This is a genomic window from Ancylobacter sp. 3268 (assembly GCF_031456575.1).
In the GTDB taxonomy this organism is placed as follows: Bacteria; Pseudomonadota; Alphaproteobacteria; order Rhizobiales; family Xanthobacteraceae; genus Ancylobacter.
In genome coordinates this window covers 138,838-160,400 of record NZ_JAVDUX010000010.1, presented here as the reverse complement: position 1 = coordinate 160,400, position 21,563 = coordinate 138,838, and the positions used below count along the sequence as shown (strand labels likewise).

Here is a 21,563-nt window from a genome sequence, read left to right as displayed (position 1 = left end):
CTGACAACATCGAAGGACGTCCAATGGACAAGGGACAACCCACCGACGAACTGTCGGCGGTGCCGCTCGTCGACGCTCTCGTGGGTAATCGGACAGAGGGCAGCGTTACCAACACCGTGCAGATAGCGCTTCCTTCGCTTATCGCCCAGCTGATGGCGTCGGGGCAATTGCACGATGAACTTGAGGCGCTTCAGGCCGCGACGGGCGATCCGGAGGCGATCGCAGATATCCTTGATGGTTTGGCGGCCACCGAGGCCGCTGCGGCGGAGGCCACGAGCGCCGCCGCAGCGGCCACCTCGACCGCTGCCGGCGCCGCCGACACAGCAGATAGCGCTGCTGCTGCTGTAACCGCCTTGCAGGGCCTCACAATAACCGGCGATGGCCTCGCCGCTGGCGGCGGCCCGCTCGAAGATAACCTCACGATCACGGTGCCGGCTGCCACCAATCCCGAAGCTGTGGCCGGCACGGCGACCGACAAGGCGATGACGCCGGCCGCCGACAAGGCGGCGCTGGATGCGCGGGCGCCCATCACGGACGATGCCGACCTGTTTGCCGCCGTTGGCCCCGACGGCAAGAGCGGGTTCGCGGTCACCCGATCGGGCAAGATCCTGAACAAGCATATTCGGGAGATCGAGAGCAAGGCGGAGGCGGGAGCACAGGCCGGGCTCTCGGTGAAGGTCGTTCCCTCTGCGGATCTGCTCGCCCTTGTGGGGCCGGACGGCAAAAGCGGCTTCGCCGTCACCCGGTCGGGCAGGATCCTCTGCAAGGAGATCGACAATATCTACAGCTCGATTGCCGGCGTAGCGCGGAATGCGGGTCTCACGACGGTCTTTCGGCAGTTCTTCACCGGCACCTCAACCCCCGCGGGCTGGTCCGTCACCGGCTGGACGGTTTCGAACGGGCTGGTGTCGCCGCCCACGGGAGACTGGGCGACCCTGGCGATGTTCGACACCTTCTCCGCCCTCGGCCGCAAGCGGATCGTCGCGCATATCCGGCTCGATGATCCGACCTCCAAGGTCGCCGTCGTCACCTATCCCATGGATGGCGGCTCCTACACGCTCGGGACCGTCGTCACCGTAGATGCCTCCCTTGGCGCATCGAGTGCCGTGCTGCTGATGCAGCCGTGGAACGGATCCGGCGCGCCGACCGGCGGCAAGTCCGTCGCCATCCCGTTCACCCTGGTCGCCGGCCGCGATTATGTCGTCGACCTCGAGAAGCTCGGCGGCGTGAACATCGCCCGCTTCACCGACACGATCACCGGCAAGGTCGTCGCCCTCTCCGGCGAGCAGGATGATGCGGACGGCGCCGGCCGCCAGTGGGGAAAGCCCGGCCTGGCCTTCCTGTCCGGCAACGTGTTCGTCCGCCTCGTCGAATTCTATGCCGGCGTGCAGCAAAAGCCGTTCTGCCTGCTGTTCGGCGACAGCAACGGCGAAGGGTTCGGCGGCGTTCCCGACTGGCGCTATGGCTGGGCACACCAGGTCGAGGCCCTTCGGGGGCGCGGCGACATGCTCAATGTCTGCCGCAGCGGCGACACGTCCGGCGGGATGCTCGCTCGCATGCCTGTCGATCTCGACATCTTCAATCCGCAGTTCGTCGTGCTCGGCCAGGGCACCAACGATACCGACACGGCGACGTGGCAGACCAACACGGCGGCGGCGATCGCCAAGGTGCTGGCGCGCGGCGCAACGCCGATCCTGCAGACGCTGGCGCCGCGCACCGGCGCGACAGCCAAGAACACGACCATCAACGGATGGATCCGGAGCCGGTATTTCGGTGACTACCCCTATGTCGATGTGGCGCGGGCGCTGTCGCTCGGCGGCGACGATGGGGCCTGGAACTCCGCTTACAACAACGGCGACGGCGTCCACGCGAACCCCGCCGGCCTGGAGCGGTGGGCCGAGCAATACGGCATCGACGTCCCCTGGCTTTTCTAAGGAGAGACCATAATGACGATCCTGCTCATCTCCGACATCAATTTCGATGCCGAGGCTGTCGTAGCGAAATACCCCTGGCCTTTCGTGGGTGCGATACTGGATTTCGATTATGCCAATGAGAGGTTCTACTACAACGGAACCGTCTATGATGCGCTCGCCGACATGGTGACGGCGGGGTTCTATACCGAGAACCCGAGCGGAGATTCCATCGCTCTTCCGAGCTCAATCACGACGTGCTCGCTCTTCTTCGAAGGTGTTGCCGCCGGCACGACGCCGAGCGGCGCGGCGCAATGGGCCTTGTCGCTCGATGACGGGGAAGATGGCGATCTGCTCGACAATGCCATCTGGATCGACCGCACCCAGATTTCGCCGGCCGGGCGCGGCGAGATCGGTTGCTACCGTGGCGGTGCGATCCAGACCGGCGACGAAATGCGCTCGCTGGCCGTGCTGCCGAACAGCACCCACCTCAGCATCGCGGCGCGGTTTGCGACGTCCAACCTGGGCGTCTCCTATAATGGAGCGGCGGTGCGGACCAACGGCACGGCACTCCTGCCGACCTCGCTCACGCGCGTGACGGTGAAGAACCGGGGCATCGATTATGCCCGCCCCTGGGGCGGTACCGCCACGCGCGTGGCGGTGATCGCGGCGGCGGTTTCGGATGCCGAACTGATCGCCATGGCGACGCCGTAGCGATCACGCGGTTGTCTAGCCTTCCGCCGTGCGGCGATTGGGCGCCTCGGCGAGCTGCGATGCGTCGATCAGGCTTTCCTTGATGCCGTTGAGGGCGGTGAAGACGGCCTCAAGCAGCGCACTGCTGAATGGGTCGAGTTCCCCGAACCCTTCGATGCCAGCTTCCGAAGCCCGCTGCCTCCGCTCCGCCGTTGCGGCGGCTGTCAGCTTGGCGATGGCGGCGTCGATTTCTGCGGCGACTGTTTTCATCGGAGTCGGTTTCCGGCACTGACGATCATGGCGGCGCGCACGGTATGCGAGTGCCCTGTCACAGCGCAACCCAAAAACTTGTTACAAACTGCTGATTGGACGCCGTCGTCGCGCTGCATCTCATCTTCACATCCGCCGCCCGCTGGGCGGCTTTTCCATTTCTGGAGCATGAAATGACCGCCATCCTGCGGCGCGGCAGCAGCGGCCCTGCTGTCCGCGCTCTACAGACGCGCCTTGCCACGCTCGGCCGATATTCTGGCGCGGTCGATGGGGATTTCGGACCGGCCACCGAGGCCGCCGTGGTCGCCTTCCAGAAGGCCGCCGGTCTCTACCCCGACGGCATCGCCGGCGCGAAAACTGAGGCCGCCCTCAAGGTGGCGATGGAGGCGCCGGCAGCTGTCGTCACGCCCGCGCCGCCGCGTCAGAGCATGAGCGCGATCGGCCTTGCCGTGCTGATCAGCCGCGAGGCGCGCAAGCTCACCGCTTATCGCGACACCAAGGGCATCTGGACCATCGGCATCGGCCATACCGCCGCCGCCGGCGCGCCGATCCCCTATGCTGGGCTCACGATCACCGTCGCCGAGGCGGATGCCATCTTCGCCCGCGACATCGTCCAGTATGAGGACGCGGTGCGCGCCGCGATCAAGGTGAACCTGGCCGATCACCAGTTCGATGCGCTCACCTCGGTTTGCTACAACATCGGCACTGGTGCCTTCGCGGGTGCGACCTTCGTGAAGCGGATCAATGCCGGCGAGAGCCCGGCGCGGATCCGCGCCGCCATCCTGATGTGGCGCAAGCCGGCCGAAATCATCTCCCGCCGCACCGGCGAGGCCGACCAGTTCGTCACGCCCTACAGCATCAGCCTGCCCAAGGCCCGGTCGACCGACGCCCGGCCGATCAGCCTCGCCGCCTGACTTCCCGCCAAAAGGACATCCTCACATGAGCACGACCACGAAGGCCGCGGCGCAAGCCGTGCTGGCCTCGATCACGCCTGCCATCGCCACGGCGACGCACCAGGCCATAGCCAACACCGCCTCAGGGCTCGGCGGCGCCGACGCCAGCGTCATCGCCACGGAGGTGGCGAAGGAAACGGCGGCCGTCGTCATCAACCAGACGAATAATGAGCCCTGGTATCAGAGCCGCGTGACGCTCGGTGCCATACTCGCCGCGCTCGCCGGCATCCTCGGGCTCTTCGGCTGGGCTTTCCCCGCCGAAGTGCAGGGCAAGGTGATCGACCTGATCGTTGCGCTCGGCCCAGTGATCGGCGCTGCCCTGGCGCTCTATGGCCGCTGGGCCGCCCGCAAGCCGCTCGGTTCCTGACGATCGTTCCCCGCTGCGCATGAGGTGCCCGTGATGCCCAACTCGGAAAGGGGGGCGGCAATGGATCAAGACAGCCGGCAGTCCTTCGACGTTCTCGATACCCGCCTGCGCACCACCGAGCGCGGGCTTGCCGACGTACAGTCGACCATGCGGGATGGCTTTGCCGAACTCACCCGGCAGATCGGTGCGCAATACACCAAGTTCGAACAGGCAATGTCGGCCCAGGGGGCGCGGTTCGAACAGCAGATCTCGGCGCAGAACGCGCTGATCGAGAAGCGGAGCGAGCCGAAGCTCCAGATCTATGCGATCATCATCCCGATGATCCTCGGCGCCGCGACCTTCGTCTGGGCGATCCTCCAGACGCAGATTTCCTCCAAGCTCAATCAGGAGACCTTCGCCATCGCGACCGAGCGTGCGAGGGAAACGCGAGCGACGCAGGAAAAGGCAATGGAGGTGCTGGCGGCGCGGCAGGAAAAGGACATCGACGCCATCGTGGCCAAGATGGTGCCATTCGAGGTGCACAAGATCCAGTGGGATGCGCAGGCCGCCCAGAATGCCAGCCTCCAGCGCCAGGTCGACGAGTTGAAACGCAGCTCGGCCGACACCTATTCGGCGCGCGACGTGATCCTGCGTCTTGAGAGCCGCCAGCGTGAGCTCGAGGACTTGGTGTTGAGGGGGCGGATCGGTGCCGCTTCCCCCTGAGGCCCGCATCCTGCGTGTGCCTGGCGCCGACCACGCGGTGTTCGACCTACCCACCTGCCGACTGATAGTGAAGCGGGGGCACAACGACGCGCATGGCGACCCGGAAGAACTGCGCCGGTTCGCATGGGCCGTCCTTGCCGCCTGCCATCGGGTGGAAGGCGATCCGCCCGACTGGTGGCCGGTCGGCTTCCTCGACGTGCTTGCGGCGGAAGGGATCTAGCTATCACGTTGTTGTGGAACCTCGAGCGAGGCGACGAGGCGGTTGGCCTGCCATATCTCCATGCGCAGTTGCTGCTGCGATGAGCGCGCGCGCTGGACGGCAGCCAAATCGTCTGGGGCTTCGATCTCCGTAGTCGAGGCGATCATCCCCTCGGGAGCGAATTCGTAGATCCGATACCGGTACACGGCACAGCTCGCGTCAGGAGTTGAGGCTGGCCGCACAACGGCTTCAGAGCCTGGCCGTTCCACCCAGCAACCTTTCGCCATATGCCGCATTGAATCGACCATGCGGAAGCACATGCAGCCCGTCAGCGTCTGGGAAAGTGATGCGGTGAAGCGGACCTTCACCGACGTCGAGGGCGCGGCGCGCTTCCTGCTGGAGCGCTGGCCGACACGGATCGATACGGATCTTCATCGAGCTGCCCGTCAGGCTGCGCTCGAGGCGATGAACGGCGTCATCTTCGTCGCGGACTTCCGGGCCGCCTTCGTCGCCGCGGCCGAAGAAGCCGGGATTCTTGCCTAGCTAGCGATTCCGGACTTTGTTGCACTTTTTGCACGGGATCCCGCGTACAAGCTCGGTGAGCGTGAGCGTGCCAGTTATTTTGTCGCACAGCCCACACCGTGGGCATTTGAATTCAGCGAATTCCACGCGCGGCTTTGCGCCGATTGCCGGCGCGCTGTCCCCTGCGGGCGGCACGGCTCGCATCATCACCCTGCGCTTTTGATTGGTGTTCGGCGTGCCATGTGGTGTCGACATCGTCTCGCTCCAGCAGAACTGGATACCGATGTCCGGCTGGACTGCACGATCGATGCCATTTCGCGTTATTCCAGATTGTCCAGCGTCTCCAGACGTCATTCATAGCGGTTGCCGAGGCGGCGGGCGTCCTCGCGTAGATCTGGCGCGCCGGCGGCACGTCTCATGTATTCTGGCGGTTAATGGAGCTCGGAGATTGACGCGGCGATATCCGCTTCACCCCATCGCCATGAGGGCCGACGATAGCCCGGTATTCCTCGGTCAGCTTAGCGATTTCCTCGACGGTGAAAGGCCACACCCCGATCACCGTCACGCTGTCGCGCGTCTCATTCGCGACGACGGGCCACAACCGGTCGACCATCGACGAAATGTCTTCCTGCGGCACCCCGGCCGAAACGAGGTCGAGGGCACAGATAGCGCGGGCGGTCTGTTCGAGCCGTTGCATATCCATATCCCCGCTTGGTCAGACCTAGAATTGTAGCTCCGGCCACCGCCATCATTCAAGATCGTCCGGCGTGTCGCCATAGCGCGCGATCACCACGGCCGGCTCGAACTCGCCTTGGCTCGGGTCACCAGTGCGCGAGAAAGCCACTGCGCCAGCGTTTCGCCGAGACAGAACGAGCGCTTTTGAGGCCGCCGAGGTGGCACTCTGCGCTTCGATCGGCTCCAGGGCGATCAATTCGCCGTCCTCGCCGCGCACGAACGGCAGCACCACGAAATAGGTGACAGCGGCCATCGGCCATCCCCTCCATCGGAATGACGAACTCTACCACCGTTGCGGGACGTAGCGGTGACGAGGCCCGGGTTTCCCCGGCGCGGGGCATAGTTTGGCGACCTGACCCGCGAGCGATGCACGAACATGACCGCCGCCCCGTCCTGCGCTCTGTCGAGCGGGATAGGCGTGCAGCATGTGGACCTAAGATCAGGTGAACGACTTCCGATGCCGATGTGGCGCGCTCCTGTTCCGAGCCGTCGCAATTCGAGACACCCTCGAAATCAAGTGCCGTCGATGCGGCACCGTCATCACCATGAGGCCGACCGAGCCCCCACCAGAGCGCCGAGAGCGTCCTTCTGGAGACTGCTCATGTCGTTCCGATCCGAACTGATCGGCAATTCAACCATCCATCTTGGCGATGCCCTTGAGGTGCTGCCGACGCTGCAGGGCGGCTTTGCGGCGGTTCTATGCGACCCGCCTTATTGCTCCGGGGGAACGACGGCTCCCGAGCGCCTCCGGCTCACCAGTGCCAAGTATCAGTCGTCCGAACATCGGGGCCTCTATCCCGAGTTCGCCGGCGACACGCGCGACCAACGATCCTTCCTCGCTTGGTCAACGCTCTGGCTCTCTCGCGCTCGCGCCCTGACGGCGCCGGGAGGTCTCGTCGGGGTGTTCACAGACTGGCGGCAACTGCCGGTCACCAGCGACGCGCTGCAGTGCGCGGGCTGGGTTTGGCGCGGCGTCGTCCCATGGGACAAGACTGAAGCCAGCCGGCCCCAGCAGGGTCGCTACCGGGTGCAGGCCGAGTATGTCGTCTGGGGGACGAACGGCCCGCGCGCGCTGGCCGGCCCGACGGCGCCCGGCGTCTTCCGAATGCCCAAGCCAAACAAGAAGCACCACATCGCCGGTAAGCCGGTGGAACTGATGGAGGGCCTGCTACGCATCGTTGACGGTCCGGTCCTCGACCCGTTCATGGGTTCCGGCACGGTGGGGCTGGCCTGCCAAGCGCGCGGCCTTCCCTATGTCGGCATAGAATGTGAGCCGGCCTATTTCGAGATAGCGCGCCAGCGGCTCGCCGCTTAGCTCTTGGTTGGGTTCATGGTGCCCCGCCCGCTCTCTTCGGAGAGCGGGCGGGGCCTTTTTCGCTTTTGGCGCAACCTCTGCCGCGGCATCTCGTTGTTGCGGCATGTACATGCCGATGCAACCCGTCTCCCTCTGGGAGACCGACAGCACAAAGCGCACCCTCGCGGATGTCGAGGGAGCGGCGCGATTCCTGCTGGAACGGTGGCCCGAGGGTTTCGAAGAAAGCGCGCAGCATCGGGCGGCGCGGCAGGCGGCACTTGACGCGCTGAACGGCCACGTGCCGGTTGCGGCCTTCCGACTGGCTTTGATCGCCGCCGCGGGAGAGGCAGGCCTGCTTGCCGACCCTCCGGCGCAGGGGGTGCGTCTCGGCTAGGCGTGTAGCGCCTTCACAATCTTCTCAATGTCATTGTAACCCGCCATGATGACGGTCCCGCCCTCTACCGCAATGTATTCGGCGCGGAAGGCTATCCTGACGGCGTCCACCTTCTTCTTCACAGCGTCCCTAGGCTGAGGGATGAATGCCGACCAGTTTGACCACGTCTGCATGCTCTCCGGCGGGTGATCCGGCGACATGACCCATTTGTCGCCATCCTTGGCGAAGCGGCGGAGTTCGAGATCATAGGATTCCATGGCGCGCTTCATGGGCGATTCGTGCCCCCGGTTCCAGCCGACTGGGACGTTCCGCCATAGGCCTCGCCGTTCTTCGTTTTCCCCCCGCCGCTAGACCAGATGCCGATATCCTTGCCGCCACATGCGCCGCACATCATGCGGGGACAGAGATCTTTGCGCAGAGTGCTGTGATTGCGGCCAAGCCGCTCGGCCAGCATCGACAAATCCAACTCCACCATGCGACGGCATTTTGGGTTGTAGCATTGAGCCCAAAGGCTAAAGCCCCCATCCAGCTGCGCGCCGATTGTCGACGCATTGATGAAGGTGCGTCGCGTCACCATCCGGCGCCTCGAAGACCTGCTCGCTGTGGTGAGGCCGGCGGATGATAAAACAGGGTCACCCTTGAAGAGCCGCAGCGGATGCAGCGGACGCGCTCCGGCAGCAGCGCCAGAGGGAAATCGCGCCCCCTGGTCACCGCCAGCGATTTGATATCCAGTTCCGAGGACCACTCGCATCGGCGGTCATATTTGCTCGGGCGCTGTGGATCGACGCATCGCGCCGTCACGCCCCATCCAGCCCGATATGCTTCGCCAAGGGTCTCGACCATGGAGAACAGAAAGAGAACAACAGTGGTCGAGAGTCAATCCAGATGCCGGCACCATCAGGCCGCCGCCGGCCGCTCCACGATCACCACGCCATCGTCCGGTAGGGGGCGCTGCAGCGTCTTCGCCTCATCCCACGGCGCGCGCAGCCAGACGTCGCGCTCCTCTGCCGTCGTCAGGATCACCGGCATGGCCTTGGTGTGGACGGAGCCGACGACCGCATTCGGCTCGGTCGTCAGGAAGCCGTAGAGGTCGGTGGTGATCTCGCCCTCCTTTATCTTCCGAACGCCTGTCCACTGCGTCCAGAGCCCGGCGAAGAAGGCTAACGGCTCGTCAGGCGACAGGGCGAACCATGACCACGTATCCGGCCCGCGGGCGCCGGCCGGCGGTTCCGAGAAGCTGGTGAACGGCACCAGGCACCGATGCTCGGGGCCGAGCCAACGCTGCCAGTGGCGGCTGGCGGTATTGCGGATGTTCGTCACGCCCTTGTCGGGCTCCAGGCGCAGCATCTCCTTGAAGTCGACGGCTTGCCCCTTCGCCTCCAGCTTGGCGGCCCGCTTCTTGGTGGCCTCCATTTGCACGACCTGAGACGTCGGCATGCCCCAGCGAGCCAAGACGAGTTCGCGCTGGCCGTCGCCGTCCGTGCGCACGATCGGCGCCGGATAGTCGGGATAGATGCCCGGCTGAGGCGCCAGGTTGCCAGCACCATTGCGCAGCGTGCCGACCAGATCGGTGATCGCCTGCAGGTTCGAATGGTGGCTGTAGAGGTTGCACATGACGGGAAGGTAAGGCCGAAGAGAGGGACGGCCAAGCCTCTTTCATAAAGGCTATTCCCGTCAGGCAGCGCTCACGTCGTCGGCGGCGACCAGGTGAATTTGATCCCGTCCAGCAGGGCTTGGCGGCGCTTCATTTCCGGCCCGTCGCCATAGAGCGGGCGGCCGAACTCGTGGCCCATAAGGTCAGCCTGCATGCGGTCGGATGCGCCGGCGTTCTCGATCCGGAACTGAAAAGTGTGTCGCAGCGAGTAGATGGTGTGGCGCGGCGATTGCCGCAGCTTCAGGGCGGTGATCTGCTTGTTGATGGCAGCCGACGCGGAATCGGCATTGTCGGCATAGCGCGGGAAGCCTTGGGGTGCCTGTCTCAACGCCCACAGCGCCACGCCCACCAGGGGGATGCGCCGAATGGAATATTCGGTCTTCTGCCGGCGATCGTCGCGCTCGGCCACCTCTACATGGGGGATGGCATCGGTGACCCGAATGTCCTGTGCCCGAAGGTTGCAGACCTCCCCAAGGCGCATGCCCGTCTCGATCATCACATAGACGATGAGCCGGGCATCGAGATTGAGGCTGTTCAGGGCGTCGGCCGCGAGAAACCGTTCTTGCACCCAGTCGGGATCGAACATCGGCCGCTTGCGCAGCTTCGTCTTGTTGGTCTCCGGAAGGGACACCTTCTCCCACACCGCATGAAAAGACGTGCGTAGCGCGCCGTCGACGACGGCGAGCATCCCCTTGATGTCGGTGAAGCTGCGGTTGGCGGTGTAAGCCCGCAGGCCTTCCTTCTCGACCTTCGTCATCCACCAGTCGCGGAACTTCAGCACCTCCGTTCTGGAGATGTCGGCCAGCCCGACGTCGCCCAGCTGATCGCGCAGGTAGGAGAGGGCGCGTTTTCGCGATGTCTCGTGTGCCGAAAGCTGGCCAGGCGACATGCCGGCGAGAGCGGCGCGGGCATGAGTGGCGTACAGGCCCCACACCTCGCTGATCCGTGGATTCTGTCGTGGCTCTATGCCGAGTAGAGCGGCGACGGCCGTGGGGTTCTTGGCGGCGTCGCGGGCATCCAGCGTCCGCGCGACGATTTCATCGATCGGCCCGGCGAGCACCGAGGAAAGGGGCTTGTGGAGATAGCCATAGGCCTGAGCCAGCGCGACGCGCTTCTCGTGAAGCTCCCAGCTTTGGACGGAGTTCTTGCCTTCAAGGAAATCCCGCCAAAGCGTTTCGACGCTTTCGTGAACCCGCCGGGCGGTGGCAAGGGCCGTCTGAAGATCCTTGGTCTTCAAGCTGTGGTGGATATGGGTGCGGACGTTCTCGGGATCCTGTGGGATCACGGTCGGAATGCGCCGGTAATATTGATAGACCCCGGTGCGCGGATCGCGCTTCACATAGCGATCGATGCCGCTGCCGCTCATGATTTTCCCGGGGTTGTAATGCATTTGTAACGCATTTGTGGCGCGATTTGTACCGCGCCGCAAGCGGAGCGAGTAGGCGCACAAAGGGGAAAACGTTGGGGCGTATGGGTTTGTGGTGATTTTCCCGGAAGGGGAAATGGCTCCCTGAGCAGGACTCGAACCTGCGACCATTCGATTAACAGTCGAACGCTCTACCAACTGAGCTATCAGGGAAAGGAGGCGACCGCGTCGCCATCACTTCACGGGCGCCCCTATAGCAATGCCGGATGCGTTTGTGAAGCCGCATCCGGCCAGCATGTGGATATCTTCAGGCGCTGAGACGCTCGTCCTGGCCGCTGAACTGCAGCTGGTGGAAGCCGAAATAGCGGCCGCGACGCGCGATCAATTCATCGTGCCGCCCGCTTTCGACCACCCGCCCATCCTCGATCACACAGATGCGGTCGGCGTTGACGACGGTCTGCAGGCGGTGGGCGATCACCAGCGTGGTGCGATGCATTTGCAGCGTGCGCAGCGCCTTCTGCACCTCGGCCTCGGATTCCGAATCGAGGGCGGCGGTGGCTTCGTCGAGCAGCAGGATCGGCGCGTTCTTGAGGAAGGCGCGGGCGATGGCGATGCGCTGGCGCTGGCCGCCGGACAACTGGGCACCATGCTCGCCGACCGCGGTATCGTAACCATTGGCGAAGCCGGTGATGAAGTCATGCGCATGGGCGGCGCGCGCCGCCTCCACGACCTCCTCATAGGTGGCGTTGAGCCGTCCGGCGAGAATGTTCTCGTAAACGGTGCCGGCGAACAGGAACACGTCCTGGCTGACGAACGCCACCGCCTCGCGAACCGACTGGCGGGTCACCTGGTCGAGCTTCTGCCCGTCAATGGCGATGGTGCCGGATGAGATGTCGTAGAAGCGCTCGATGAGGTTCATCACCGTGCTCTTGCCGCCGCCCGACAGGCCGACCAGCGCCGTGGTCTTGCCGGCCTCGGCGACGAAGCTGAGGCCCTTGAGCACGGGCTCCTCGGGGCGGTAGCCGAAATAGACGTCGTTGAACTCGATGCGCCCGCCCTTCGGCGCCAGTTCGAGCACCGGGGTGCCGGGAGGATCCTGCTCGGTCGGCTTGAGATCGAGGATCTGGAACAGCATGCGGGCGGCGAGCAGGTGGCCGGTGAGGTCGATGTTGAGCCGGGCGAGGCGCTTGGCCGGCTCGTAGCTGAGCAGCAGCGCGGTGATCACCGAGAAGAACTCGCCCGGGGTGCGCCCGCCATGCAGCACGCTGTAGCCGGCATACATGATGACGAGGCCGACGGCGACGCCGCCGAGCGCCTCCATCAGCGGGCCGGACTGCGACTGGGCGCGTACCATGCGGTTCGACGCCTTCTCCAACGCGTCGATGCGGTCGTCGAGGCGGAAGCGGACGCTCGGCTCCAGATTGAAGGACTTGATGGTGCGGATGCCCTGGAAGGCTTCCAGCGACTGTCCCATGATCTGGATCGCGGAATGGAACTCGCGGGTGAAGATCTTCTGCACCTTGCGGATGAGGCTGCGCACGCCGCCGACCGCGATCGGCATGACGATCAGCCCGATCACCGCCATGAACGGATCCTGGATGATCATTACCGCGGTAAGGCCGATCACCGACAGGAGGTCGCGGCCGAGGCTGGTGATGATGAGGTTCAAAACGTTGCGCGCGCCCTCGGCGCCGGCGTTGAACCGCATCATCAGCTCGGCGGTCTGGGTCCGCGCGAAGAAGCTCAGATCCTGGACCAGCAGGCGTTCGAGCACGCGCTTCTGGTTGTCGGCGACGATGCGGTTGCCGACGCGGGCCAGCGTCACCGCCTGCCCATAGGTGGCGAATCCCTTGATGACGCTCAGCGCCAGCACGATGCCGGACATGATCCAGACGGCCGCGGAATTCTGCTGGACGAAGATCTTGTTGATCACGTCGCCCATGATGTAGGCGAGGCCGGAGGTCGTGCCGGCCATGATGCCCATGAACACGAAGGACAGCGCGTAGCCCTTCCAGTGCCGGCGGCCATCGGTCATGAACAGCCGCCGGACGGTATCCCGTGTCTCCGGGCTGATCATGTTGCGAAACGCATTGGCCAGTTTCGATGGCACCATCAAGCAGTTCCTTGTACAGCGGCGACGGCGTACCAACCGTTGCACCGCAAGCGCTGTCCGCCGGCGGCGGCTTCAGCGGGGCGGCTTCATCAACGACGATCGACCGGCATTGTCAAACGATGGAGCGTTGCAGGCGCGCATCCCGCCGCTCCCTGTTGCGGGGGCAACACGCGCCGCCGGAGCCGGTTGCGGCGTCTCGGCGGCGCGTGCGCTGTTGGAGGCCACGGAGGGAATCGAACCCCCGTACGCGGATTTGCAGTCCGCTGCGTAACCACTCCGCCACGTGGCCGCAGGAGAGAAGAGTGCTCCGGAGAGGTCTCCATCTTGCAGCCGAGGCGCCTCATAACAGAGCCGCTCGCAGACGGCAACGGAGGAGCGCCGCTCGTCCCCGGTGCCGTCCCCGGTGCCGTGCCCGGTGCCGTGCCCGGCGCGGTGCAGAGAGGTGTATGATCGGTGCGATTGCCGTCGCCAAACGCCCGATCCGGCGCAAGGGCGGGCCGGAAGGCCGCGCATCGGCTTGCCGGCGGGCGATCGACCTTCGGGAAGGCCGCAACAACTCTTGCCAAGCCGGCGTGCGTCGCACTACTCATGACGGGCCGCGAGAGGGACGGGAGCCTTGTCCGCACGGTCTCGCGCGGCATTTTCGGGACAATAGCCGGGGTTGCGCCAGAATGATCGATTTCGCTGAGATGCGCCGTGCCATGGTCGACGCGCAGGTGCGGGCGAACGACGTGACCGATCTCAAGATCGTCGCCGCCATGCTGGAGACGCCGCGCGAGCGCTTCGTCCCCGCCGGGCTGCGCAACTTCGCCTATATAGATGACGACCTCCTGGTGAAGGAGGGAGCTCCGGCGCGCTACCTGATGGAGCCAATGGTGCTCGCCAAGCTGCTGCAGGCGGCGGAGATCGGCGAGGGCGACCTGGTGCTCGATGTCGGCGCCTCCAGCGGCTATTCCACCGCCGTGCTCGCCAAGCTGGCCGGCCAGGTGGTGGCGCTGGAAGAGGATGCCGACCTCGCCGACCGCGGCGCCGGCGTGCTGACCGATCTCGGCCTGCTCAACGCCGCCTATGTCAAGGGCCCGCTCACCGCCGGCTGGCCGGGCGAGGCGCCCTATGACGTGATTCTGCTGAACGGCTCGGTGGACGAGGCGCCGCAGAAGCTGCTCGCCCAGCTCAAGCCCGGCGGGCGACTCGTCGCGGTGGTCGGCCGCGGGCGCGCCGGCCGCGCCACGGTATTCACCAACACCGCCGGCGGTATCGGCGGGCGCGTGGTCTTCGATGCCGCGGTGCCGACCCTGCCGGGGTTCGAGGCGGCGCCGGGCTTTGTATTCTAAGGCTTTGCGCGGGGGCTGTGGCTGATCTGCCGCTGCCTCCCGCAAAATGGTTTCCGGCTGCTTACTCCCGGTTCACAGCTCCCCTTCCTGCTCCTATTCTGACAGTCCGTCATACATAGATGAGAATCAGCCGATGGTAGCTGGTTCCGTTCTAGTCGCGCGTTGTAGGGGTTTGAGCATGTGGCTTGATGCTACCGGGGGCAGGCTGGTCGCGTCCGCGATCGCCGTTTTCGTTATTGGAACGTCGCTTCCAGCTGCAGCGCAGACGCTCGATCAGGCTCTGGTCTCAGCCTACAGCACCAATCCGACGCTGAATTCCCAGCGTGCGGCGACCCGCGCCACCGACGAATATGTGCCGATCGCGCTGTCCGGCTACCGGCCGCAGGTGTTCGGCAGCGCCAGCATCGGCGCGGAGTGGGCGGAGACCCGCGTCTCGTCCGGCAGCGCCGCCGCGCTGCTGAACGGCGGCAACACCATCAGCAACAACCGGCTGTTTCCCTCGGGATTCGGCGTCACCATCAGCCAGACCATCTATGACGGGCTGCGCACCGCCAATTCGGTGCGCGGCGCCGAATCGCAGGTGAGGGGGCAGCGCGAACTGCTGCGCAACACCGAGCAACTGGTGCTGCTCGACGGCGTGACCGCCTATATGAACGTGCTGCAGAACTCGGCGCTGGTGGAACTGCAGAAGCAGAACCTGGCGGCGCTGCAGGAAGAGCTGCGTGCCGCCCGCGACCGCTTCGCCGTCGGCGAGATCACCCGCACCGACGTCGCCCAGGCCGAGGCCAGCGTCGCCAACGCGCAGAGCCTGCTGTCGCAGGCGCAGTCCAACCTGACCACCTCGCAGGCGGTGTTCCTGCAGGTGACCGGGCTGAAGGCGACCAAGCTGTCGCCCGGCCGGCCGATCGACCCGATGCTGCCGAAGAGCGTCGACGCGGCGATCCAGATGGGCCTCAGCCGCCACCCGGCGGTGAAGGCAGCCGAGTTCGCCGTCGATTCCTCGATGTCCAACGTGAAGGTGGCGGAAGCGGCGCTGTCGCCGCAGCTCACCCTCAACGGTGCCGCGGCTTCCAACTACAACAGCTCCGCCAACACCGAGCGGGCCACCAGCGCCGCCGCGACGCTGAACCTCTCGGTGCCGATCTACCAGGGCGGCGGCGAGTTCGCGACCATCCGCCAGAGCAAGGAATTCCTCAGCCAGTCGCGCATCGAGGTCGATGTGAACCGCGATCAGGTGCGGGCGAATGTCGTGCAGTACTGGGGGGCGCTGCAGGCGGCGCGGGACGCCATCGAATCGGCGCAGGCCTCGGTGGCCGCCAACGAGATCGCGCTGCGCGGCGTGCGCGAGGAATGGCGCGTCGGCCAGCGCACCACCCTCGATGTGCTGAATGCCCAGACCGCGCTGTTCAATGCCCGCGCCAGCCTCGTCATCGCGCAACGCGACCGGGTGGTCGCCTCCTATGCGGTGCTGTCGGCGGTGGGCGAGCTCAACGCCGCCAAGCTGTCGCTGCGCGTCGCGACCTACAACCCGAAGATCCACTACGAGCAGGTGCGCGACGCCTGGATCGGCGTGCGCACCCCCGGCGGCCAGTGACGCAGGCGGCCCTGAAGCCGGGCTGCCGGACCCCTTGCAGGTGCCGCCCTGATGTTGGCGCCGTGATGTTGGCGCCCTGATCTTGCCGCCGTGATCTTGCCGGGCGGGTTTGATCTCCCGCTCCTTCATAGATGGACAGACTTGCATGGGCCGCCGGAGCGGTAGCCCATGCGCGTCGTTCTATGTGCCCGGCCCGCCGGCGGCGGGGACATGTGGGTGCATCTACTGATTTTAGTTCCTCTGTAGGTATGCAATTATAGGTAGCGTCGTCCCGTAGGGCATCGGCGTACCTTCCATGCAACCTCTTCTCGGCCGCGAAGAATTGGCGACCATCCTCCGGCGGTATTTCGTTCAGGGGGACAGGTCGCCGGACGTCGTCGCGCCGGACATGCCGCCCGCCGATGTCGACCCGGCGGTGATCGACGAGTTGCTGGCGCGGCCCGACCTCCATGATGCCGACTACCGGGTTTTCGGCCATTTCAGGGACCCGCGCTCGACCATCCTCGATGTGGGGGCGAATTTCGGGTACTCGGCCACGTCGATCTGGCGCGCCGGCGCCGCGGCCGCCGTGGTCTCCTTCGAGCCGATACCGACCTACGCTCCCGTTCTCGCCGCCCTGGGCGACCGCCTGAACCGGCCCTCCCGGCGGGCATGGCTCGACCGCTGGCGGCGCCGGAAGCGCCATGAATTCCACAATGTCGGCATATCCGACGAGGAAGGCGTGCTGGAGTTCCACCTGCCGGTGCTCAATGGCGACCGGATCAACAGCGCCCTGACCACCGCATACGGCTCGCCGGACATCGAATCCTATGTCGAGAACACGTTGTTCTTCGCGAGAGCCAACGGGATCGACATCAGATCGCTGCGCATGCACGCCTTCCGCGCCCGCGTCACGACCCTCGATTCATGGGTGTCGTCCCGGGTGTCGAAGGTCGACCTCCGCAACATCGTCGCGGTGAAGATCGACACCGAGGGCTATGAGGGGCATGTGCTCGCCGGCGCGCAAACGCTGTTGCGGCGCCATCGGCCGCTCGTCATGGCGGAATGCGGCCACTCGATTCCCCTGGTGGGCGACATCATGCGCCGCCACGGCTATGTCGCCCTGCAGAGGGACGGCGACCGGCTGGCGATCTGCGAGAGCCCGTCCGGGGTGAACGCCTTCTTCGGGCATGTGCAGCATTTCGCGAGCTACAGGGCCATCGGCCTGATGGCCTGAAGCGAAATACCGTCGTCCACAGGCGCCGGGGCCGAAAATGGCGCGACATCGGCGCTAGTGGCATGTTTACAAAGTGTTAAGGTATGATTCGGCGGGCCAGTGGTCCACGTGTCGTATGAGTAAGCGTTTCAGGGATCGGATGCAGCGCATGTCGGTGAGTGCGAGGGCGAACGAGCCGTCGATGGAAGAGATCCTCGCCTCGATCAGGCGGATCATTTCGGACGATGTGGCCGGCGAGAACGAGGCGGCGCGGGCCGCCAGCCTCGTCGAGCCGGTCGACGCGGTTCCGGCGGAGGACGAGACCGCGCCGGAACTCGACGACGCGCCGGTGCCCGCCGCCGCGGAAGATTCTCTTGAGCCGCCTGCCGAGGTCACGCCTGCCGAGGTCGCCCCCGCCGAGGCCGACGCGGCTCCCGCGGCGCCGGTGGCCGATTCCGCGGCGGCGCGCCCGCGTCCGCTGCCGACCTCGCTGCGGCCGGTGCCGCGCGACGAGTCCAAGGCCGAGGCGGCATCCCCCCAGGCCGCGCCGGCCGCCGCCGCGCCCGCTCTATCCGCCGCCGCGCCGCGGGCCGACCTCACCCATGTCGAACGCACCGTGCACGCGGAACTGGACGGCCTGGCCGGCAGTTTGCACGCACAGGTCATGGCCGCCGTGACGCGGTCCGTCGAATCCCTCGCCCCCAAAGCCTTCCCGGAGACTGTCGATATGCAGGTGCAAGCCAAGCCCGCCGTGGTTTCGTCGCGTGTCGCCCCCACGCTCGCCGAGCGCCGCACCACCGAGGACGCCGCGGCCTTCGTCGAGGCTTCGCGCAGCGCCGAGCCGCGCTCGCTGCTGGCCCGCGCCGAGGCCGAGAGCCGGCCGAACCGGCTGCTGTCCGGCGCCACAGGCGAATCGGTCGCCACCTCCTTCAGCACGCTGAGCCGCACCGTCGCCTCCAACACCCGTTCGATGGAGGACGTGGTCACCGATGCGCTCCGGCCGATGCTGAAGAGCTGGCTCGACGAGAACCTGCCGGAACTGGTGGAGCGGCTGGTGCGCGCCGAGATCGAGCGCGTGGCACGCCACGGCCAGTGAGAGGCGCGGGCGGGCACCAGCCCCGTCCGCCGCGTCATCGTCGATGACGCATCTATGCGGCCGACCGGCTGCCGGACGGGTTTCCGGGAGCTTCCGTCCGCTCGCCGAATAACCGACCCGATGTTGACTCCCGCTCCCGGCTCCGCTTTCTGTCGCATCGATTCACGTGGTGCCCCGGAGCCGACATGCTCGACAACAGGTTCGATCCCGCCGCCGTCGAAGGCCGCATCTATGAGGCATGGGTCGAGGCCGATGCCTTCAAGGCCGGCCGGCCCGAACGGGTACACGCCGAGCCCTATTGCATCGTCATCCCGCCGCCCAACGTGACCGGCTCGCTCCATATGGGGCACGCGCTGAACAACACGCTGCAGGATGTGCTCGCCCGCTTCGAGCGCATGCGCGGCAAGGACGTGCTGTGGCAGGTCGGTACCGACCATGCCGGCATCGCCACCCAGATGGTGGTCGAGCGCCAGCTCGCTGAGCGCCAGCAGCCGACCCGCCGCGAGATGGGGCGCGCGGCCTTCGTCGAGCGCATCTGGGCGTGGAAGGACGAATCCGGCGGCACCATCATCAACCAGCTGAAGCGGCTGGGGGCCTCGTGCGACTGGTCGCGCGAGCGCTTCACCATGGATGAGGGGCTGTCGCGCGCGGTCCTCAAGGTGTTCGTGCGGCTCTACAAGCAGGGGCTGATCTACAAGGACAAGCGGCTGGTCAACTGGGATCCGAAGTTCCAGTCGGCCATCTCCGACCTCGAAGTGGTGCAGGTCGAGGTGAAGGGCCATCTCTGGCACTTCCGCTACCCGCTCGACGGCGGCGTCACCTACCAGCATCCCGTCGCCTTCGACGAGGCTGGCAAGCCGACCGAATACGAGACGCGCGACTACATCGTCGTCGCCACCACCCGGCCGGAGACCATGCTCGGCGACACCGCGGTGGCGGTGCATCCCGACGACGAGCGCTACAGGGGGCTGGTCGGCAAGTTCGTGCGGCTGCCGCTGGTCGGCCGGCTGGTGCCCATCGTCGCCGATGCCTATTCCGACCCGACCAAGGGCACCGGCGCGGTGAAGATCACCCCGGCGCACGACTTCAACGACTTCGAGGTCGGCAAGCGCGCCGGCGTGCCGATGATCAACGTGCTCGACGCCGAGGCGCGGCTCACGCTGTCCGGCAATGCCGAGTTCCTGGAAGGTGCGGTCGATGGGCCGGATCTCCACGCGGTGCTAGCGCTTAGCGGCCACAGCCGTGAGGCGGCGCGCAAGGCGATCGTGGCGCTGATGGAGGAGCGTGGTTTGCTCGACAAGATCGAGCCGCACGCGCACACGGTGCCGCATGGCGACCGCTCCAACGTCGTCATCGAGCCGTGGCTGACCGACCAGTGGTATGTCGACGCCCACACGCTGGCGCAGCCGGCGCTGAAGGCGGTGCGCGACGGCCGCACCACTTTCGTGCCGAAGAATTGGGAGAAAACCTATTTCGAGTGGCTGGAGAACATCCAGCCCTGGTGCATCTCGCGCCAGCTGTGGTGGGGGCACCAGATCCCGGCCTGGTACGGGCCGGACGGCTCGGTGTTCGTCGAGGAGACCGAGGAGGCGGCTCTGGCGAGCGCGCTCGCCCATTGCGTGCAGGCCGGCATCATCACCGACGAGCAGGCGCGGGACTACGCCAAGCATCCCGAGAAGGCCGGCGGGCTCATCACCCGCGACGAGGACGTGCTCGACACCTGGTTCTCCTCGGCGCTGTGGCCGTTCTCCACCCTCGGCTGGCCGGACCAGACCCGCGAGCTGGAGCGCTTCTACCCGACCTCGGTGCTGATCACCGGCTTCGACATCATCTTCTTCTGGGTCGCCCGGATGATGATGATGGGCCTGCATTTCATGGACGGCCAGATCCCGTTCAAGGACGTCTACATCCACGCCCTCGTCCGCGACGAGAAGGGGGCCAAGATGTCGAAGTCCAAGGGCAACGTCATCGACCCGCTGTCGCTGATCGAGGAATACGGCGCCGACGCGCTGCGCTTCACCCTGGCGGCGATGGCGGCGCAGGGCCGCGACATCAAGCTCGCCACCTCGCGGGTCGAGGGCTACCGCAACTTCGCGACCAAGCTGTGGAACGCCGCCCGCTTCGCCGAGATGAACGGCTGCACGCGGGTGCCCACCTACGAGCCGAAGAAGGTGGAGCTGGCGGTGAACCGCTGGATCCTGAGCGAACTTCAGCAGGCGCAGGAGGACATCACCGCCTGCATCGAGGCGTATCGCTTCAACGAGGCGGCGGGCGCGGCCTATCGCTTCGTGTGGAACATCTTCTGCGACTGGTATCTCGAACTTGCCAAGCCGGTATTCATGAGCGCCGACAATCCCTGGCAGGCCGAGACGCGGGCGACCACCGCCTTCGTGCTCGACGAGATCCTGAAGCTGCTGCACCCCTTCATGCCGTTCCTCACCGAGGAGCTGTGGCGGCTCACCGCCGGCGAGGGGCTGCGGCGGCCGGCGATGCTGGCGCTCACCCAATGGCCGAAGCTGTCCGGCCTGAAGGCGCCGGCGGCGGCGGAAGAAATCGGCTGGCTGATCGACCTCGTCACCGAAATCCGCTCGGTGCGCGCCGAGATGAACGTGCCGGCCGGGGCGCAGATCCCGCTGGTGCTGGTGGATGCCTCCAGCCTGACCCAGACCCGCACCGAAGTGTGGATGGATGCGCTTACCCGTCTCGCGCGGCTCTCGGGCGTGAGCTTCGCCGACGCCGCCCCTGCCGGCGCGGTGCAGGTGGTGGTGCAGGGCGAGACGGCGGCGCTGCCGCTCGCCGGCATCATCGACATGGATGCCGAGGTGGTGCGGCTGACCAAGGAACTCGGCAAGACGCATGACGAGCTCGACAAGATCGAGAAGAAGCTCGGCAATCCCGACTTCATCGCCCGCGCCAAGGAAGAGGTGATCGACGAGCAGCGCGAGCGCCGCGATGCCGCCCAGGCCCGCGCCGCCAAGATCGTCGATGCGCTCGGCCGGCTCGGCAAGGCGGGGTAGGGCTACGGGGCAGGGGTCGGCCGGCGGCTTCGTTCGCGCGGGGCGGGCAGGGTAGATGCTGCGTGCTTCGAGGCCCGCCACGCTCGCCCTCGGTGGCCTTTCTTCCCTCTCCCAATTGGGGAGAGGTGGCCCGTGCAGCGGGTGGGTGAGGGGGC

Annotated in this window: 23 protein-coding genes and 2 tRNA genes; 15 read left to right on the top strand and 10 right to left on the bottom strand. The window is 66.1% G+C overall.

Annotated elements, in window-relative coordinates; genetic code table 11:
• Positions 1-23 precede the first annotated feature (23 nt).
• Positions 24-1,934 (top strand): SGNH/GDSL hydrolase family protein, encoded by a 1,911-nt coding sequence (locus tag J2X65_RS15565; RefSeq protein ID WP_310202606.1) that lies wholly within the window; start codon positions 24-26, stop codon positions 1,932-1,934.
• Between the two features lie 12 nt (positions 1,935-1,946).
• Positions 1,947-2,624 (top strand): hypothetical protein, encoded by a 678-nt coding sequence (locus J2X65_RS15560; protein ID WP_310202604.1) that lies wholly within the window; start codon positions 1,947-1,949, stop codon positions 2,622-2,624.
• A gap of 15 nt (positions 2,625-2,639) precedes the next feature.
• Here J2X65_RS15560 and J2X65_RS15555 read toward each other — a convergent pair whose 3' ends face one another.
• On the bottom strand, positions 2,640-2,873 hold the full coding sequence (locus J2X65_RS15555) for a hypothetical protein (RefSeq protein WP_310202602.1): 234 nt from the start codon (positions 2,871-2,873) through the stop codon (positions 2,640-2,642).
• 173 nt (positions 2,874-3,046) lie between these two features.
• Between J2X65_RS15555 and J2X65_RS15550 the strand changes: the two genes are divergently transcribed.
• The 5 genes from J2X65_RS15550 (at position 3,047) to J2X65_RS15530 (ending at position 5,637) form a co-directional block, all read left to right on the top strand.
• On the top strand, positions 3,047-3,787 hold the full coding sequence (locus J2X65_RS15550) for a glycoside hydrolase family protein (RefSeq protein WP_310202600.1): 741 nt from the start codon (positions 3,047-3,049) through the stop codon (positions 3,785-3,787).
• A gap of 25 nt (positions 3,788-3,812) precedes the next feature.
• The gene (locus J2X65_RS15545) at positions 3,813-4,193 is read left to right on the top strand and encodes a hypothetical protein (protein WP_310202598.1); all 381 of its coding nucleotides are present in this window, start codon (positions 3,813-3,815) and stop codon (positions 4,191-4,193) included.
• A 60-nt stretch (positions 4,194-4,253) separates the two neighbouring features.
• Positions 4,254-4,895 carry a hypothetical protein gene (locus tag J2X65_RS15540; RefSeq protein ID WP_310202596.1) on the top strand — a complete coding sequence of 214 codons (642 nt, stop codon included), beginning with the start codon at positions 4,254-4,256 and terminating at the stop codon, positions 4,893-4,895.
• On the top strand, positions 4,879-5,115 hold the full coding sequence (locus tag J2X65_RS15535; protein ID WP_310202594.1) for a hypothetical protein: 237 nt from the start codon (positions 4,879-4,881) through the stop codon (positions 5,113-5,115). Before J2X65_RS15540 ends, J2X65_RS15535 begins: the two co-directional genes overlap by 17 nt.
• 297 nt (positions 5,116-5,412) lie before the next feature.
• Positions 5,413-5,637 carry a DUF982 domain-containing protein gene (locus tag J2X65_RS15530; RefSeq protein WP_310202591.1) on the top strand — a complete coding sequence of 75 codons (225 nt, stop codon included), beginning with the start codon at positions 5,413-5,415 and terminating at the stop codon, positions 5,635-5,637.
• Positions 5,638-6,031: 394 nt separating this feature from the next.
• Here J2X65_RS15530 and J2X65_RS15525 read toward each other — a convergent pair whose 3' ends face one another.
• Positions 6,032-6,313 carry a hypothetical protein gene (locus J2X65_RS15525; protein ID WP_310202589.1) on the bottom strand — a complete coding sequence of 94 codons (282 nt, stop codon included), beginning with the start codon at positions 6,311-6,313 and terminating at the stop codon, positions 6,032-6,034.
• A 51-nt stretch (positions 6,314-6,364) separates the two neighbouring features.
• Positions 6,365-6,604 carry a hypothetical protein gene (locus J2X65_RS15520; RefSeq protein ID WP_310202587.1) on the bottom strand — a complete coding sequence of 80 codons (240 nt, stop codon included), beginning with the start codon at positions 6,602-6,604 and terminating at the stop codon, positions 6,365-6,367.
• Positions 6,605-6,794: 190 nt separating this feature from the next.
• On the opposite strand from J2X65_RS15520, the gene J2X65_RS26990 reads away from it, so the two are divergent.
• The 3 genes from J2X65_RS26990 (at position 6,795) to J2X65_RS15510 (ending at position 8,039) form a co-directional block, all read left to right on the top strand.
• Positions 6,795-6,974: a Com family DNA-binding transcriptional regulator gene (locus J2X65_RS26990; RefSeq protein ID WP_404977724.1), complete on the top strand. Its 180-nt coding sequence runs from the start codon at positions 6,795-6,797 to the stop codon at positions 6,972-6,974.
• Complete coding sequence (locus J2X65_RS15515; RefSeq protein ID WP_310202585.1) at positions 6,953-7,666, top strand: DNA methyltransferase; 714 nt, start codon at positions 6,953-6,955, stop codon at positions 7,664-7,666. The genes J2X65_RS26990 and J2X65_RS15515 overlap by 22 nt, the downstream gene beginning before the upstream one ends.
• Positions 7,667-7,769: 103 nt before the next feature.
• On the top strand, positions 7,770-8,039 hold the full coding sequence (locus J2X65_RS15510; protein ID WP_310202582.1) for a DUF982 domain-containing protein: 270 nt from the start codon (positions 7,770-7,772) through the stop codon (positions 8,037-8,039).
• On the opposite strand, the gene J2X65_RS15505 is transcribed toward J2X65_RS15510, so the two are convergent.
• From J2X65_RS15505 to J2X65_RS15475, 7 genes are all read right to left on the bottom strand, one after another.
• Entirely contained in the window at positions 8,036-8,296 is a 261-nt protein-coding gene (locus J2X65_RS15505) for a hypothetical protein (RefSeq protein ID WP_310202580.1), read from the bottom strand. The two genes, J2X65_RS15510 and J2X65_RS15505, sit on opposite strands and share 4 nt — an antisense overlap.
• Positions 8,297-8,304: 8 nt before the next feature.
• Positions 8,305-8,616: a hypothetical protein gene (locus J2X65_RS15500; RefSeq protein ID WP_310202578.1), complete on the bottom strand. Its 312-nt coding sequence runs from the start codon at positions 8,614-8,616 to the stop codon at positions 8,305-8,307.
• Between the two features lie 320 nt (positions 8,617-8,936).
• Entirely contained in the window at positions 8,937-9,653 is a 717-nt protein-coding gene (locus tag J2X65_RS15495; protein ID WP_310202575.1) for an SOS response-associated peptidase family protein, read from the bottom strand.
• 71 nt (positions 9,654-9,724) lie between these two features.
• Positions 9,725-11,059, bottom strand: a complete 1,335-nt coding sequence (locus J2X65_RS15490; RefSeq protein WP_310202573.1) for a tyrosine-type recombinase/integrase — start codon at positions 11,057-11,059, stop codon at positions 9,725-9,727.
• 137 nt (positions 11,060-11,196) lie between these two features.
• Positions 11,197-11,272 (bottom strand) — tRNA-Asn (locus J2X65_RS15485).
• A gap of 94 nt (positions 11,273-11,366) precedes the next feature.
• Complete coding sequence (locus J2X65_RS15480) at positions 11,367-13,172, bottom strand: ABC transporter ATP-binding protein (protein ID WP_310202570.1); 1,806 nt, start codon at positions 13,170-13,172, stop codon at positions 11,367-11,369.
• A gap of 215 nt (positions 13,173-13,387) precedes the next feature.
• Positions 13,388-13,461 (bottom strand) — tRNA-Cys (locus tag J2X65_RS15475).
• A 382-nt stretch (positions 13,462-13,843) separates the two neighbouring features.
• Between J2X65_RS15475 and J2X65_RS15470 the strand changes: the two genes are divergently transcribed.
• The 5 genes from J2X65_RS15470 to J2X65_RS15450 all read left to right on the top strand — a co-directional run bounded on the left by J2X65_RS15470 (position 13,844) and on the right by J2X65_RS15450 (position 21,408).
• Positions 13,844-14,506 (top strand): protein-L-isoaspartate O-methyltransferase, encoded by a 663-nt coding sequence (locus J2X65_RS15470; RefSeq protein ID WP_310202568.1) that lies wholly within the window; start codon positions 13,844-13,846, stop codon positions 14,504-14,506.
• Between the two features lie 178 nt (positions 14,507-14,684).
• Positions 14,685-16,100 carry a TolC family outer membrane protein gene (locus J2X65_RS15465; protein WP_310202566.1) on the top strand — a complete coding sequence of 472 codons (1,416 nt, stop codon included), beginning with the start codon at positions 14,685-14,687 and terminating at the stop codon, positions 16,098-16,100.
• Between the two features lie 295 nt (positions 16,101-16,395).
• A complete protein-coding gene (locus tag J2X65_RS15460; protein ID WP_310202564.1) occupies positions 16,396-17,316 on the top strand; it encodes an FkbM family methyltransferase in 921 nt (306 codons plus the stop codon).
• Between the two features lie 148 nt (positions 17,317-17,464).
• Entirely contained in the window at positions 17,465-18,391 is a 927-nt protein-coding gene (locus J2X65_RS15455; RefSeq protein ID WP_310202562.1) for a DUF2497 domain-containing protein, read from the top strand.
• Positions 18,392-18,576: 185 nt separating this feature from the next.
• Positions 18,577-21,408: a valine--tRNA ligase gene (locus J2X65_RS15450; protein WP_310202560.1), complete on the top strand. Its 2,832-nt coding sequence runs from the start codon at positions 18,577-18,579 to the stop codon at positions 21,406-21,408.
• Positions 21,409-21,563 lie beyond the last annotated feature (155 nt).